General features: G+C 43.6%; 14 protein-coding genes. 9 read left to right on the top strand and 5 right to left on the bottom strand.

Annotated elements, in window-relative coordinates; genetic code table 11:
* Nucleotides 1–112: 112 nt before the first annotated feature.
* Complete coding sequence (gene aceI, locus Q9R24_RS10375) at nt 113–550, bottom strand: chlorhexidine efflux PACE transporter AceI (RefSeq protein WP_311204382.1); 438 nt, start codon at nt 548–550, stop codon at nt 113–115.
* Between the two features lie 98 nt (nt 551–648).
* On the opposite strand from aceI, the gene Q9R24_RS10370 reads away from it, so the two are divergent.
* The 4 genes from Q9R24_RS10370 (at nt 649) to Q9R24_RS10355 (ending at nt 4,626) form a co-directional block, all read left to right on the top strand.
* Nucleotides 649–1,539: a LysR family transcriptional regulator gene (locus Q9R24_RS10370; protein WP_311204381.1), complete on the top strand. Its 891-nt coding sequence runs from the start codon at nt 649–651 to the stop codon at nt 1,537–1,539.
* An 89-nt stretch (nt 1,540–1,628) separates the two neighbouring features.
* The gene (gene tal, locus Q9R24_RS10365; RefSeq protein WP_311204380.1) at nt 1,629–2,606 is read left to right on the top strand and encodes a transaldolase; all 978 of its coding nucleotides are present in this window, start codon (nt 1,629–1,631) and stop codon (nt 2,604–2,606) included.
* Between the two features lie 75 nt (nt 2,607–2,681).
* On the top strand, nt 2,682–3,341 hold the full coding sequence (gene leuE, locus Q9R24_RS10360; RefSeq protein ID WP_311204379.1) for a leucine efflux protein LeuE: 660 nt from the start codon (nt 2,682–2,684) through the stop codon (nt 3,339–3,341).
* A gap of 109 nt (nt 3,342–3,450) precedes the next feature.
* A complete protein-coding gene (locus Q9R24_RS10355; RefSeq protein WP_311204414.1) occupies nt 3,451–4,626 on the top strand; it encodes a benzoate/H(+) symporter BenE family transporter in 1,176 nt (391 codons plus the stop codon).
* Nucleotides 4,627–4,665: 39 nt separating this feature from the next.
* Here the strand turns inward: Q9R24_RS10355 and Q9R24_RS10350 are convergent, their stop codons facing one another.
* Both Q9R24_RS10350 and Q9R24_RS10345 read right to left on the bottom strand, forming a co-directional pair.
* Entirely contained in the window at nt 4,666–5,010 is a 345-nt protein-coding gene (locus tag Q9R24_RS10350; RefSeq protein ID WP_004645439.1) for an SMR family transporter, read from the bottom strand.
* Nucleotides 5,011–5,100: 90 nt separating this feature from the next.
* The gene (locus Q9R24_RS10345) at nt 5,101–6,087 is read right to left on the bottom strand and encodes an alpha/beta hydrolase (RefSeq protein ID WP_311204378.1); all 987 of its coding nucleotides are present in this window, start codon (nt 6,085–6,087) and stop codon (nt 5,101–5,103) included.
* Nucleotides 6,088–6,353: 266 nt separating this feature from the next.
* Here Q9R24_RS10345 and Q9R24_RS10340 point away from each other — a divergent pair, with 266 nt between their 5' ends.
* Both Q9R24_RS10340 and Q9R24_RS10335 read left to right on the top strand, forming a co-directional pair.
* Entirely contained in the window at nt 6,354–6,797 is a 444-nt protein-coding gene (locus Q9R24_RS10340) for a universal stress protein (protein WP_004278834.1), read from the top strand.
* Nucleotides 6,798–6,929: 132 nt separating this feature from the next.
* Nucleotides 6,930–7,376 carry a universal stress protein gene (locus Q9R24_RS10335; RefSeq protein WP_311204377.1) on the top strand — a complete coding sequence of 149 codons (447 nt, stop codon included), beginning with the start codon at nt 6,930–6,932 and terminating at the stop codon, nt 7,374–7,376.
* Between the two features lie 33 nt (nt 7,377–7,409).
* Here Q9R24_RS10335 and Q9R24_RS10330 read toward each other — a convergent pair whose 3' ends face one another.
* Both Q9R24_RS10330 and pepN read right to left on the bottom strand, forming a co-directional pair.
* Nucleotides 7,410–7,619: a hypothetical protein gene (locus Q9R24_RS10330; RefSeq protein WP_004278836.1), complete on the bottom strand. Its 210-nt coding sequence runs from the start codon at nt 7,617–7,619 to the stop codon at nt 7,410–7,412.
* Nucleotides 7,620–7,834: 215 nt separating this feature from the next.
* Complete coding sequence (gene pepN, locus Q9R24_RS10325) at nt 7,835–10,441, bottom strand: aminopeptidase N (protein ID WP_311204376.1); 2,607 nt, start codon at nt 10,439–10,441, stop codon at nt 7,835–7,837.
* Between the two features lie 361 nt (nt 10,442–10,802).
* Here pepN and Q9R24_RS10320 point away from each other — a divergent pair, with 361 nt between their 5' ends.
* The 3 genes from Q9R24_RS10320 (at nt 10,803) to thiM (ending at nt 13,263) form a co-directional block, all read left to right on the top strand.
* Complete coding sequence (locus Q9R24_RS10320; protein WP_311204375.1) at nt 10,803–11,060, top strand: hypothetical protein; 258 nt, start codon at nt 10,803–10,805, stop codon at nt 11,058–11,060.
* Nucleotides 11,061–11,221: 161 nt separating this feature from the next.
* Nucleotides 11,222–12,382, top strand: coding sequence for a hypothetical protein (locus Q9R24_RS10315; RefSeq protein WP_004278840.1), 1,161 nt, complete (start codon nt 11,222–11,224; stop codon nt 12,380–12,382).
* A 53-nt stretch (nt 12,383–12,435) separates the two neighbouring features.
* Nucleotides 12,436–13,263: a hydroxyethylthiazole kinase gene (gene thiM, locus Q9R24_RS10310; RefSeq protein WP_311204374.1), complete on the top strand. Its 828-nt coding sequence runs from the start codon at nt 12,436–12,438 to the stop codon at nt 13,261–13,263.
* Nucleotides 13,264–13,681 lie beyond the last annotated feature (418 nt).

Here is a 13,681-nt window from a genome sequence, read left to right as displayed (position 1 = left end):
TTGGGTTCGAGCATAAAAAATGAGGACTTGATCAAGTCCTCATCGCTGAATATTTCACCTTTCGCATTCTGAAAAGGGAGTCTAAACTGTGTGGTATTTTTTATGGCATATTTTATGATGAGATTTTCCGATAATCCGGCTGGAGCCCTAGTCTGGCTTCTAGATGATCATAAATCCACTGAAAGATAAAGGTATATACAAGAATACAAAGGGTTAGAGCTAAGTCCAGCAAAAAGGCCTGAGCCAGACTCATGTGTAAGGCATAAGCCACCATCGGAATGGTCGCCAGCATCAAACCGCCTTCAAAGCCAATTGCATGAGCAATTCGCACTTTAACGCTTCTTTTCAAACGATGTTTTGCTTCAAATTTTTCAAAATAATGATTAAACAGCATGTTCCAGAGTACTGAAGTCACGGCCATAGCAATCCCGAGTGCACCGGTGACCTCAAGCGGCATATGCATCAATGTACTTAGCAGGACAGCGATCACGACCAGTAAAATGCCTTCATATAAAGCCGCATGAATCAACCTTCTTTTGGAAATTAACATATCAAATCAGCTCAATTCATTACATGATGCAAGAATTTTATTTCTTTAAATCTGACTATTCGAGTTAGAATCTATCAGTAAAAATGAAAGATAAAATTATGAATGTTAATCAGGAACAGCTGCTGATGTTTAAAACTGTGATGGAAACCGGTTCTTTCTCTGCAGCTGCCCGTCAACTGGGTAAAGTACCTTCCGCAGTCAGCATGGCCATTGCCAATCTGGAAATTGATTTAAATCTGGAACTGTTTCAGCGTATAGGTCGTGAACCGAAACCGACCGCACAGGCGCAAGTATTGTATGAAAAAACCCAGCAGCTACTGGTAGAAATGAACCAGTGGAAACAGCATGCTCAAGCTCTAAGTTCAGGCCTGGAATCTGAACTGAATATTGTGGTGGTTTCAGAATTACTGCATACGCGTTGGACCGATTATATCGTGTTACTGGAACAGGAATTTCCTGCACTGCAAGTCAATGTATTTAGTGCACCTCAGGAAGATGCACATCGTATGCTGTTCGAAGGTTCAGCGCAGCTGGCCCTGATGTTTGAACGCGAACAACTGGAAACACGGGAACAGTTTGTGGAATTGAAACGTGAGGTACTGGTCGCTGTAATCGCCAAACAGCATCCCCTAAGTCAATTCGATCAAGTCAGTTATGAACAGATTTTGCAAAACAGGCAGATTGTGGTGGCCAGTCGGGATCGCACCATCAAGCCGGAACTACTCTTTTCACGAAATTACTGGCGCACCGACAACCATCACTCGGCTTGCAGCATGATTCAGCAAGGACTGGGCTGGGGGGTTCTGCCATTCGAAATGCTGAATGAGCAGCCACATTTGCAAGATCAGTTACAGGTTCTCAACCTGCTCGATTTCACCCCAAAGTTTGAATATTTTGTTGATCTGGTCTGGAGCAGAGAAACCCGATTAGGCACAGCTGCTCATTTTTTGATTAATCACTTGCGCAAACAACGTAAAACCGGGCATTAATCACAGAAATTCAACGACAGTCTACTTGGTAAACCGGCCATTTATGATATATAAGAAAGCATAAGCAATAACCATAGAACTAGATCGTAATGACATTAACTGCATTAAACCAATTAAAAAACTTGACGACCATTGTGGCAGACAGCAGTGATTTGAGTGCCATTGAAAAATTTCGTCCGCTTGATGCAACCACCAATCCATCGCTGATTACTGCAGCAGCGAAACAACCTGAAAATCAGGCCTTGATTGAAGCTGCTTTTCAGCAAGCCCAGCAAGAAGGCTATACAGATGACGCCCTGATTGAACGTACCATTGATATTTTGACGGTCAAATTCGGTGTAGAAATCTTAAAACTGATTGAAGGTCGTGTTTCAACGGAAGTCGATGCTTCGCTGTCCTTTAATACTGAAGCTACCATTGCCAAAGCCAAAGAGTTACTGGCACTTTATGCGCAATATGGAATTGACTCAGACCGCATTCTGATCAAGATCGCGTCTACCTGGGAAGGCATTCAGGCAGCGAAAGCACTGGAAGAACAAGGCATTCATACCAATCTGACTTTATTGTTTGGTCAGCATCAGGCCCATGCCTGTGCCGATGCCAAAGTGACTCTAATCTCGCCTTTTGTCGGCCGTATTCTGGACTGGTACAAAAAAGCTGAAGGCGTTGAGTCTTACCCCATTGAACAAGATCCGGGGGTCTTATCAGTTAAGCGTATTTATGAGTTCTATAAAGCACATGGTATTCAGACTGAAATCATGGGCGCCAGCTTCCGAAGTATTGATCAGGTACTAGGCTTGAGCGGCTGTGATCTGCTCACGGTAGCGCCAAATTTATTGGCCGAACTAGAAAATGATCAACGTGAAGTGCGAGCTCAACTCTCAGCCAAAGATATTCAAGTTCAAGGTGAACTCAGTCCAATCAGCCATGCCGATTTTGATGCACAATTGAAACAGGATCCGATGGCCAGTGAATTACTGCAAGGTGGGATCGACGGCTTCATTAAAGCACGTGAACAACTGGCTGCTTTATTACGTGAAACTTTCCTGAGTACCACTGAAATTTAAAGAAAATTCGGCAAATTTCTCCAAGCCGATGTTGCTATAATGCCACATCGGCTTTTTTGTTCATGCGAGTTTTTCGTGTTTGGTATCATAGATCTAACGACCTTTATCATTGGAACCACGTTGATTGTGTTACTGCCTGGGCCGAACTCCCTGTATGTCATGTCGATTGCCTCCCGTTTTGGGATTAAGACTGGATATATGGGTGCCTTGGGGGTTTATACCGGTGATCTGATCCTGATTATATGTACGGCATTGGGAGCAGCTTCTTTACTGCATGCCTTTCCGGTACTGTTTATTGCCCTGAAAATTATCGGAGCAATCTATCTCAGTTACTTGGGTATCAAGCTAATCATTGCGGCCTACCAGACTTTCTTTCCGGAAAAGTCATCACAACGCGTCCAGATTAAAAAGACGACTCCAGATACGGTAGAATCTGTTCAGCCCTTTCGTACTGCGCTCACAATCAGTATTTTAAATCCCAAAGCGATTCTGTTTTATCTGTCTTTTTTTGTGCAGTTTGTCGATCCTGCCTATCCTTATCCAGCCCTGACATTCACGCTTCTGGCTGTAATCTTGCAATTGATCAGTATGACCTATCTGTCGATCCTGATTTTTTCTGGTGTAAAACTGGCCTCCTATTTCAATCAGAACTATAAAGTGACTGCCAGCTGTGTCGCGGCGGTTGGGATCCTGTTTTGCGGTTTTGGCCTTAAACTGGCGACTTCAACTTTCTAGCAATGACCGGCTTCAAGCCAGCAGACCTCTGGATAAAATTGTTAAAAACATTGTGTTGATACGTGAAAAGCGTATGATTTAAACGCATTTAAAAATAGTGTCATGGATGATGCCAAAACTTTTACAAGATCTCTCCTTTCCCGCCATCATGGCCGGTTTTATTACCTGCATGATTGGTATCAGTGTTTCTGCCGTACTGGTTATTGAAGCTGCGCAAAGCCTGGGTGCCAATCAGGCACAGATCAGTTCCTGGTTGTGGGCACTGGGTATCGGCATTGGAGTTTCCGGGTTTCTGCTTTCCTGGAAATATCGCTATCCGATTTCAACCGCCTGGTCGACTGCCGGTCTGGCGCTGGTCATTGCTTCTGCCGGTCACTATAGTCTGGGGGAAGCAATTGGCGCTTTTCTGATTTCTGGTGTCCTGATTGCCTGTCTGGGATTCTTTGGAATTTTCGAGCGAATTTTTCAGTTTATTCCACAAAGTTTGACCAGTGCCATGCTAGCAGGTGTGTTATTAAAATTTGGCATCTCAGTGTTTGGTAGTTTGCAACAGTCATGGGAATTTGTGCTTTGTGTACTGGCGATTTATCTGGTTTCCAAAAAACTGAGTACGCGCTATAGCATCGTGATTACCGTGTTGATGGCTATTGCCCTTTGTCCGTTCTTTATTAATTTTACTATTCCACAGCTGAACTGGAGTATTGCCCAGCCGGTCTGGACTACGCCTGAATTTAGCCTACAGGCTATTTTAGGACTGGCTTTACCCTTAATGGTGATTAACCTGGCATCGCAATACCTGCCCGGCTTGGCTGTGATTAAAAGTTATGGCTATCCACCCAAGGTCAATCCGATTTTAGGCTGGACGGGTATTACCCAGGCGATGCTGGCACCCTTTGGCTGTTTCAGTGTCAATCTTGCCGCAATCAGTGCGGCAGTCAGTCTGGATGCCCAAGCGCATCCTGATCCGGCCAAACGTTATATTGCAGGGATGAGCTGCGGCCTGTTTTATATTCTGATGGGTTTTTTTGCTGCGACCTTGACCAGTGTACTGATGGCTTTTCCAGGGATTCTGATTACAGTCTTGGCAGGCATTGCCCTGTTTGGCACCATTGGCCACAATATTGCGCTGGCTTTTCAGGACAGTCATGACCGTGAAGCTGCACTGATGACGTTCTTGTTTAGCGCCTCTAATATCCAGTTTTTTGGTATTGGCTCCGCTTTTTGGGGACTGCTACTGGGTTTGATGGTTTATTTGCTGTTTAAGCTGAAACCGCAAGTGGCATAAGCTTATTGTAGAAATGAAGCAGCTACTTTGTCTGCCTTTTTAATGTCCTGCAGTTTGGGAAAATAGGTTAATCACCACCACACCGGAAATGATCAGTGCAATCCCGATAAAAGCGGGCAAATCCAGCGCCTGCTTAAAGATTACATAGCCTACGATTGCCGTAAGAACAATGCCTACTCCCGCCCAGATCGCATAGGCAATGCCTAAAGGAATGACTTTAATCACCTGAGACAATAAATAAAATGCTATACAGAATAAAATGACTACTGCCAGAGATGGCCATAATCGGGTAAAGCCTTCTGACTTCACCAGAAATGTTGATCCAGTCACTTCGGCAATAATAGCCAACGCCAACAACAAATATGCCCATGAGACAGGATTCATTTTTTAAACTCCAAACAATTTTTCAATGATTGCTGTCGGGACGATCTGACATGATCACTCTTGAGAGATTCATTTTGCACCGTTTTCTCTTCAAGGGGAAAGCTGATGTAAAAAATCCAGGGTTTTGACAAAGGTTTGCTGACTTTCCTTTTTTCCCATAAAAAACTGATATTCATGAATGAGCCAGGCCTTAGACTCTGGATAAAATATTTCAGTCACAGGAACCTGCTGTTCCTTCAAAGCTTTTACAAATGGTAGCGACTGAGTATCGGTCAGAAAATCCTTGTTCCCGCCACTGATGAACACTGGCGGATAAGACGGCGTAATATACTGAATCGGAGAAATCTGCTTTAAAAACTCGGCATCATGTTTACGATCGCCGGTATAAGCCTGAATCAGGTTAAAGACACCCCATTCGATAATTTTCATTTCCTCAGGTGCTGTGCTGGCAAATGCTTCCAAGTCATAAATTCCACAATGCAAGATTAAACCTTTAAGCTGCGCGGGTTGCAGATGAGGCTGAATACCGGATTGGTCGGCAAATACAGGATTGGTCAAAAGCGCGGCGTAATGGCTGGCCATATTCGCCCCGGCAGAATCTCCGGCCAGATATAAGTTCTGGGCATCGATTTGGTAGGTGTCTGTATAGGTATCGAGAAATTCAAGTGCCTGATTGATCTGGTGTAACTGGCTTGGATAGGTCACTTGTGGCGCAAACTGATATTGCACGGATACCACGTTATAGCCCTGTGCCGCCAGCAGCTTGAAATAACCGCGTGCATGTTCTTTAGAACCTGAAATCCAGCCGCCGCCATGAATCCAGACAATGGTCGGTCGTGGGCCAATACTGGCAATATTCTGCGGCTGATACAGATCCAGAGATAATTTCTGTTGCGGCGCATAGGCAATATTCTGCTGCACGATAACCGCACTAGGTGCATAACGATCCATCACTTTTTGCTGCAAGCCTGTGGTCAGGTTAAAAGCACCGGCAATGACTTTACTGTTCTGTGCGGTCTGACAGCCGGAAAGAATAACTGAACTTATGAGCAAAAGATGAATGGCAAAAAACCTCAAAACTGTCCCCTATACATGATCTAAAAACAGGCTACGGCAGTTTAAACTATCCTGCTGCAAACAAGGACTATTCATCCTCTTATTTTTGATCACTAAAACTGCAATTCCGAGTTTTTTACTCTGTTTTTTCCATCACTTTTACATGAAAAATATTTGTAATTTAATGAGTTTTTTCAATTTTACCGCTTTTTTGCAATTGCACCCGCCACAGCACTGTGCTATCAATAAACCAAGCCTAAAAATCAGACAACCTGCGGAGAAAAACCATGGCTTATCAACATATTTTAGTCCCAGTGGACGGTTCAGAAATTTCCTTTTCTGCAGTACGACATGCTGCCAAAATTGCCAAGGCATTCGGTAGTCAGCTTTCCCTGATCAGCCTGATCGCAGAAGATCCTTTTACCGAGGCTGATTTCTATTACAGCTCCTCCATCATGAAGGAATATTTTATCGAGGCACATGCCAATGCCAAAAAGGCCTTGAAAGAAGCCACTGCCATCGCAGCCGGTGAAGGTATTGAAGCGCAATCCCGCATTGTCACAGGTTTAGTCAATGCAGAGCATATTGCTGAAACCGCGGGTGAAGTGAAAGCAGACCTGATTGTTATGGGTTCTCATGGCCGTAAAGGCTTCCAGAAAATGATTCTGGGCAGCTTTGCACAAGATGTATTGGGTGCGAGTGAAATTCCCGTACTGATCGTGAAAAAATAATCCTGACGCTGCGCATCTTCAAGATGCGCAGTACTTGCTACTTTACATTTGAACCTCTAGCAAAACATGCTGTGGAGATTTACTCGCTCAAACCACCCCCGCTTACTGCAATAATAAATATGAGGAAGCACCATGAATAACTATGATCATCTTCTCGTAGCACTCGATGAGTCCTCGATTTCCTATGCTGCCGCAGATCACGCCCTGGAACTGGCCAAAGTATTTCATAGCCATGTCACTTTACTCAGTGTGATTGCGGTAGATCCCTTTAAGGGCGTAGATTTTTACAAAGTTGCTCCAGCAGTCACAGATTACTTTATGCATGCAGAACAAAATGCGCTGGATCGTTTAAATGAACTGAAACTGAACTTTGTTCGTGATGGCATCCAGGTGACGACAAAAATCCTGCATGGCATGGCACCGTCAGAAGGCATTATACAGGCTGCAAATGAATCCCCGACCGATATGATCATTATGGGTTCACATGGTCGTAAAGGTCTGCAGAAACTCATGCTGGGCAGTGTCGCTCAAAATGTTCTGGCACTTTCCTCTATTCCAGTACTCATCGTCAGACAATAAGATGCTTGATCAAAGCCTGTATGATGCAGGCTTTTAGCGAAGTTTTTGATTTAACTCACTTAAGAAAATTTCAGCATCAAGCTGGCTTTGAAATACTTTTTTGTATTCTCCGACCTGCTGAATGGAATGCGGCGTATATTGAATGGAGATTTCAAGTAAGCCATTTTCAGGATTCTTGCTGACATGTACGGCAATAATATGCTGGCTATTTAAATAAAAACCATCTTCAATTTTCACTAACATATCTTGGACAACCTCTAGTAAGCGAATCTGTAGATCCCTTTACCTAGCTTACAGCTTAATAAACAAATACTCTTTTCCGTATAATCATACTGTAACACCCTTTGGTACTTACCTAGGCCTTTAGAGAAATTCAACTGTATTTAAAGCCAGCGTTTGAAATAAACAGGAAATAAAAAACCGGATCAGGTCGATCCGGTTTTTTATGAATATTGATGTTATACGCTGAGCATACTATTGAGTGTCTCAGACACGTTTTTAGATTTAACCAGTGGCTTTAAGGTTTCAAGCTGTGCTTTCACTTCACTGCGTTGCGGTTCTGCCAAGGTATACCAGCGTGACAATACCTGTAGCAAACGTGAGCCTACAATCGGATTTTTCTCGTCCAGATATTTCGCCAGACTAATAAAATGCTGTACGCCAAAGCTCCAGGTATTGACCGGATTGGCATTCAGACCACCACTCACGGCACGGATACGGTTAGGCACCGCCAAATCATAATCCGGATGCTGGGTCAGATACGCAATGGTTTCATCTGTTGCTTTTGGATGTGCTGCCTGAACCATAAACCATTGGTCTAAAGACAAGGCTTCATCTTCAAAGCGGCTATAAAAATCTGCCAGAGCTTCTTCTGCTTGTGGCGCATCATTCCAGACCAGAACTTTCAGTGCACCCAAACGTTCAGACATATTGCCTGTGTGATATTGCTCATAGGCTAAATCAAAGGCGAATGCATCTCCCTGACGAGCCATCATCGTGAGCATGATGTTTCTTAAGGCGCGCACGCCCATCGCTTGCGAAAATTCAGATTGCAGATCAGGATCCAGATTGAGATAAGTTTCTTTCGCAGTTTCCCCAAAGGCACGTGCCAAGGTATGCAGCAAAGCCTCACGCTTTTCCTGAATCAGGACCGGATTATAATTCTGATCAATACGGCTACCTAAATAACCTTCAGATGGTACATCAAACAAACGTGATGCCAACAGCGGATCTTTTTCAATCACATCCGGCAAGGTATTAAGCATAGCCTCGATATAAATTTCTGCAGGCTGGTCATCCAGCAAGATACGCTCGAGTAAGGTCTGAGTTGCTTGCCACTGGTTAAAACCATTCGTTTCATATTGCAACAGGAAAGCCAGTTCTTTTTCTGAATAGTCAAAGTCCAGATTTACCGGAGCAGAGAAATTGCGCAGCAAGGACACCACCGGTTTTGCTGTCACACCGCTAAATTCGATCGTGGCTTCATCCTGATCAAACAGATACACGCCATCTTTGACGCCATTTTCAAAGAGTGCTTCAGAAGTTAGCGTTAGCTGTTCACCGCTTTCAGCATCAAACAATGCCAAAGCCACGGGAATGGGTACTGCTTTCAGATTTGGATATTTAGCATGGGTTTTCAGGCTTTGCTTAAAGCTGAGGCGATAGATTTGGGTCTCTACATCATATTCAGCTTTTGCTTGAAGTTTAGGCGTACCCGGCTGGTTATACCAGGTCAGGAAATTTGAAAGATCTACACCTGAACCTGCTGTTAGTGCAGCCACCCAATCCTCAACCGTTACCGCCTGACCATCATGACGGCGGAAATATTCATCGGTTCCCTGACGGAATTTTTCCTTGCCAAGCAAGGTCGCCATCATGCGGTTAATTTCCGCACCTTTTTCATAAACAGTGGCAGTATAGAAGTTATTAATTTCTACAAAATGATCTGGACGCGGTGGATGTGACAATGGTCCTGAATCTTCCGGGAACTGATGTGCTTTCAGAACCGCTACATCATCAATACGCTGTACCGCAGCCGACTGCAAATCTTCCGAGAAAGACTGGTCACGGAATACAGTCAAGCCTTCTTTCAAACATAACTGGAACCAGTCACGACAGGTAATCCGGTTACCTGTCCAGTTATGGAAATATTCATGTGCAATGACTGACTGTACTCGCATGATGGCGGCATCAGTGGTGTACTCTTCATCGGCTAGCACGCATGAAGTATTGAAGATATTCAGACCTTTATTTTCCATGGCACCCATGTTGAATGCACTGGTCGCCACAATCATGTAATTATCCAGATCATAAGGCAGACCATAATGCTCCTCATCCCAGCGCATGGAATGTTTGAGCGCTTCCATGGCGATCTTGCATTTTGGAATATCTTTTTCTTCTGCGTAGATTTCCAGAGCTACATTGCGGCCTTCCGAAGTAACATAATGATCTTTCATCACGGCCAGATCACCAATCACACAGGCGAACAAATAGCTCGGTTTCTTGGTCGGATCCTGCCACACTGCATAGTGACGATTTTCATCTACTTCACCAGTTTCCAGCAGGTTACCATTTGCAAGCAAAACCGGATATTTCTTATCTGCTTCGACACGCGTCGTAAAAACAGACAACACATCAGGACGATCTGGATAAAAAGTAATTTTACGGAACCCTTCTGGTTCATTTTGGGTCACAAACAGATCTGAACTGGCCTGATATAAACCTTCCAGCATGGTATTACTTTCAGGATGAATTTTGACCACGATTTCAAGCGACACTTGATCAGGCGCATTAGTAATGACTAGCTGTTCAGCATCCAGGTGGTAGTCACTGGCATTCAGGATTTGACCATTTAACCGAATCGATTGCAGCTCCAGATCGCGGCCAAGCAGAACCAGATCGCCAGCAGTTTGGCGCTGCATCTCCAGCTTGCTGCTGACCAGACTGTGGTCACTATAGACTTGAATATTCAGGTCGATGGAATCAACAATAAAGGAAGGTTTTTGATAGTCTTTTAAATAAATGGTTTGATCCGCTTCGATCACCGGGTTTGCCGCAATATTCATGTCCTGTCCTAATCTTTTATCGTGTTCGACATTGTTCATGTCAAAATCATACGCCAAGTTTTAAACGCTGTCTGTGCATTTGTATTGTTAGATCTAATATGGGCATTTCGTGCACCACTTTCAATGCATTCTGCCTAATTGAGCAGCACTTGGCTCTACATAAGAAATATCTGTGCCATAAAAATAACCAGAATCATAATTTCTTACATTTTCATAAATAACTGATTTAAAAATATATAATTTTATTTGCAGAGTACCGCATAAATGAAGATTAAAAAATGAGCACACTTTTTGCTACAGTTAAACTGTGTTTTCCCACACTTCCAATGAAAGAATAATGATAACGATGATGAGGTGAGCCATGTATTTAAAACAGCATGTTGTACGGATCGAAAATATCAAAACTTTGCAGACCCTGGATCAGGCCAATATTGACCATAAAGTGATTGCACTGATGATGAGCTGTGAAGGCATTCCGCTTCAGGCCCATGAAGTGACTGCCATTCTCAACACCTACGATGCACTCGGTGCCAAAAAAGTGCCCTCTAAAAAGGTTCAGGCCTTAATTCATGCCAAACACCGCGGCGAGGAGGACGACACATTACCCTGCCCGGTTTAAAAAACGTCATTTCATGTTTTTAAAATCAGAGCTACTTCGGTAGCTCTTCTCCTGTTTGGGTGACTAATTTTGATTTAGAAAAATTGCACCAGTCCACTACGTTTGCATCTCATCAGCCGTGTATAATCAAATGCCCTTCCATTCTAGAGTTGCTCGCGACCATGGTATTCAGTGTTCTGCAAAAACAGCTTGATGAAAGTACTCACTGCCCATTGTGTAAGGCATCGATGTATTGGATTGAGGCAGAACAATATGATCAGGAGCTGAGCTATCATGAATGCAGCCATTGCCAGCATCAGCTTTACTCCGATCAAAAGCACAATTGTTATTGCGAACAATGTCTGGCGCAGCGTAAACGCATGCTCAAGGAAGTCCGTTTACAGGAAAACCGTCAATATCATAAAAAGCAGGATCGGCCGGTTCTTGAGCTGAATCAGCTCAGTTTTATCAATAAGCTGTTTTTACTTTCGGTTCTGGATGAACAGGTGCAGGAATATAGTCAGCACCGTGAATATATTGACTGGCATCAAATTCGATATTATTCCATCAGTCCCAATTATCTGTTCCAACATGGTCTGGTAAAAATCCTAATCAGGGATCAGGTTCTGATTCCCAAAGATCTCCAGCAGGAAAATCAGCATTATTATATTAATGTCCGACTGGATGGATATTCTGAACCGACCCTGTTCAGCATTACCCAGCAGCTGCGCAATTGGTTTTACCAAAACCTGAGCCAAGGTGTGCCCTTTAAAAGTGCAGATGAAGTCAAAGATGCACTCTATTGCCTGCTGTATGAAGAAATCATTCAGTTTGCCCAATTCTATTGTCGTAGCTGGAATGTGCAAATTGCCGGAAATCAGAGCTTTCAGACTTTTTGCTATCGTCTTTTGGATGTACTGGCTGTGGGACAGATTTATTATCTGGTACAAACGGGACTTGAATATCTGTACAAACAAAAAGCTCTTAAGCCACGCAATGAAAATTTTATTAATACTAATCTGCTAAAGAAAACCTTGCAGCAGTACCGGGAACGTTCCGTCACGGAAAAATGGGAAACCTCTACCCTGCCACGCCCTCCGCAACTGGCTTTCAGCAAGATGAGCGAAATCCTGTTTTATCGTTTTCTGGGCTATGATGAAAATATCTTCTTTCAGCCAGTATGGCGTTCGTGGCACAAGATCGAACCTCGCCTGAAATTTTATTCCCAGAAACGTTGTATGCACTGCGGCTCACAGGAACTGTCGGTGGATTATGATGCCAGTGACTATGTCAGCCTGTTCTGTCGTAGCTGCAAGCATCAAGACCATTATTTTACCCGCTGACCGAATAGACAACTTATCTTCCACTTTTATAAATGACCACGATGACGACTTAGATGCAAGCATTACAGCAAACCCTTCTGGACCAGATCTGTGAAGCCTGGTTGAAACTTCAGCAACAGCAGCCCTTGGTGCATATCATGACCAATACGGTGGCCAGCAATTATGTCGCCAATATTGTACTGGCTGCACATGCATCTCCAGCCATGATCGACAATCCTTTTGAAGCTGAAAGTTTTGCCAAGATTGCAGCAGCAATCAGTCTGAATCTGGGTACACCGACGACAGAGCAGGTTCAGGCGATGCAGATTGCTGCGAAAACTGCACATCAGCTGCAAAAACCCTGGGTGCTTGATCCGGTCGGTTATGGAACAGTGCTGCACTGGCGTTCTGGCGTCGTAGATCAGTTGATGCATTCCCAGCCTACGATTTTACGAGGCAATGCTTCTGAAATTGGTGCTTTGGCTGGCAAGCAGATCGAGTCCAAGGGTGTAGACAGCACAGTAGACAGTGCGGATGTTTATTTACAGGCGCGAAGTTTGCTGGATCATTGTGAATGTATCGCAATCTCCGGTGAATCTGATTACATTATTTCGAAAGACTATCCTGTGATACAGGTGTCAGGCGGTTCTGCTTTACAGCCCCGAATCACGGCGATGGGATGTGCACTCGGTGCACTGATCGCTGCCTATAGTGCAGTAACGTCTCCAGCCCTTGCTGCATTAACGGCACATGTACATTTTGCAATTGCCGGTCAATTGGCATTTGAACGCGCACAACAGTTAGGCAGTTTTAATGTCGCCTTTCTGGATGAAATCCACCAACTCAATACTGAAACAATCCGAAAATACGCCAACTTTAAAATTCTGCCAGAATCCATTTAGTTTACTGGTCGCTTCACAGGGTGTTTATTCTCTTGAATAGATAAACGCCCCTATTTAGATTGATCCTGCTCATTTGCTCTATTGACCTCATTAGAAATGTTTTGTCTAGCTCTTTCGGAGATCATTTTTGAGTAGTTTTATTCTGAACTGAGTAGGCTTCATGCAACTTATCTAGTAATTTCCACACAAACGGTTTCCATTTTACTTAAGATCTGTTTGCATCATGCAAATCTAGTTCATGTGAATTGTAGTTCAATTTTTTGTCAGTATTTAAATATGACTTTTAAGTTTTGATTAACAGGTTACATGAATCAATATTTGATGCTTGATCATGCTTATTTTTGATTGCTGATTTGACTTTTTTGGCTTCAAAATCCCAGTGCAATACTAGGATATTCAGCTCAATCGGGAACATGAC

Origin of the sequence: Acinetobacter sp. RRD8 (assembly GCF_031844225.1) — a bacterium.
GTDB lineage: Bacteria > Pseudomonadota > Gammaproteobacteria > Pseudomonadales > Moraxellaceae > Acinetobacter.
This window is presented reverse-complemented; position numbering and strand designations above follow the sequence as displayed.

Excerpts from the sequence above, each read along its gene's own strand:
- pepN (WP_311204376.1), bottom strand. The coding sequence starts at position 10,441 with ATGAATATTGCGGCAAACCCGGTGATCGAAGCGGATCAAACCATTTAT.
- Q9R24_RS10340 (WP_004278834.1), top strand. The coding sequence starts at position 6,354 with ATGGCTTATCAACATATTTTAGTCCCAGTGGACGGTTCAGAAATTTCC.
- Q9R24_RS10320 (WP_311204375.1), top strand. The coding sequence starts at position 10,803 with ATGTATTTAAAACAGCATGTTGTACGGATCGAAAATATCAAAACTTTG.
- Q9R24_RS10355 (WP_311204414.1), top strand. The coding sequence starts at position 3,451 with ATGCCAAAACTTTTACAAGATCTCTCCTTTCCCGCCATCATGGCCGGT.
- thiM (WP_311204374.1), top strand. The coding sequence starts at position 12,436 with ATGCAAGCATTACAGCAAACCCTTCTGGACCAGATCTGTGAAGCCTGG.
- aceI (WP_311204382.1), bottom strand. The coding sequence starts at position 550 with ATGTTAATTTCCAAAAGAAGGTTGATTCATGCGGCTTTATATGAAGGC.
- Q9R24_RS10335 (WP_311204377.1), top strand. The coding sequence starts at position 6,930 with ATGAATAACTATGATCATCTTCTCGTAGCACTCGATGAGTCCTCGATT.
- Q9R24_RS10330 (WP_004278836.1), bottom strand. The coding sequence starts at position 7,619 with ATGTTAGTGAAAATTGAAGATGGTTTTTATTTAAATAGCCAGCATATT.
- Q9R24_RS10315 (WP_004278840.1), top strand. The coding sequence starts at position 11,222 with ATGGTATTCAGTGTTCTGCAAAAACAGCTTGATGAAAGTACTCACTGC.
- tal (WP_311204380.1), top strand. The coding sequence starts at position 1,629 with ATGACATTAACTGCATTAAACCAATTAAAAAACTTGACGACCATTGTG.
- Q9R24_RS10350 (WP_004645439.1), bottom strand. The coding sequence starts at position 5,010 with ATGAATCCTGTCTCATGGGCATATTTGTTGTTGGCGTTGGCTATTATT.
- Q9R24_RS10370 (WP_311204381.1), top strand. The coding sequence starts at position 649 with ATGAATGTTAATCAGGAACAGCTGCTGATGTTTAAAACTGTGATGGAA.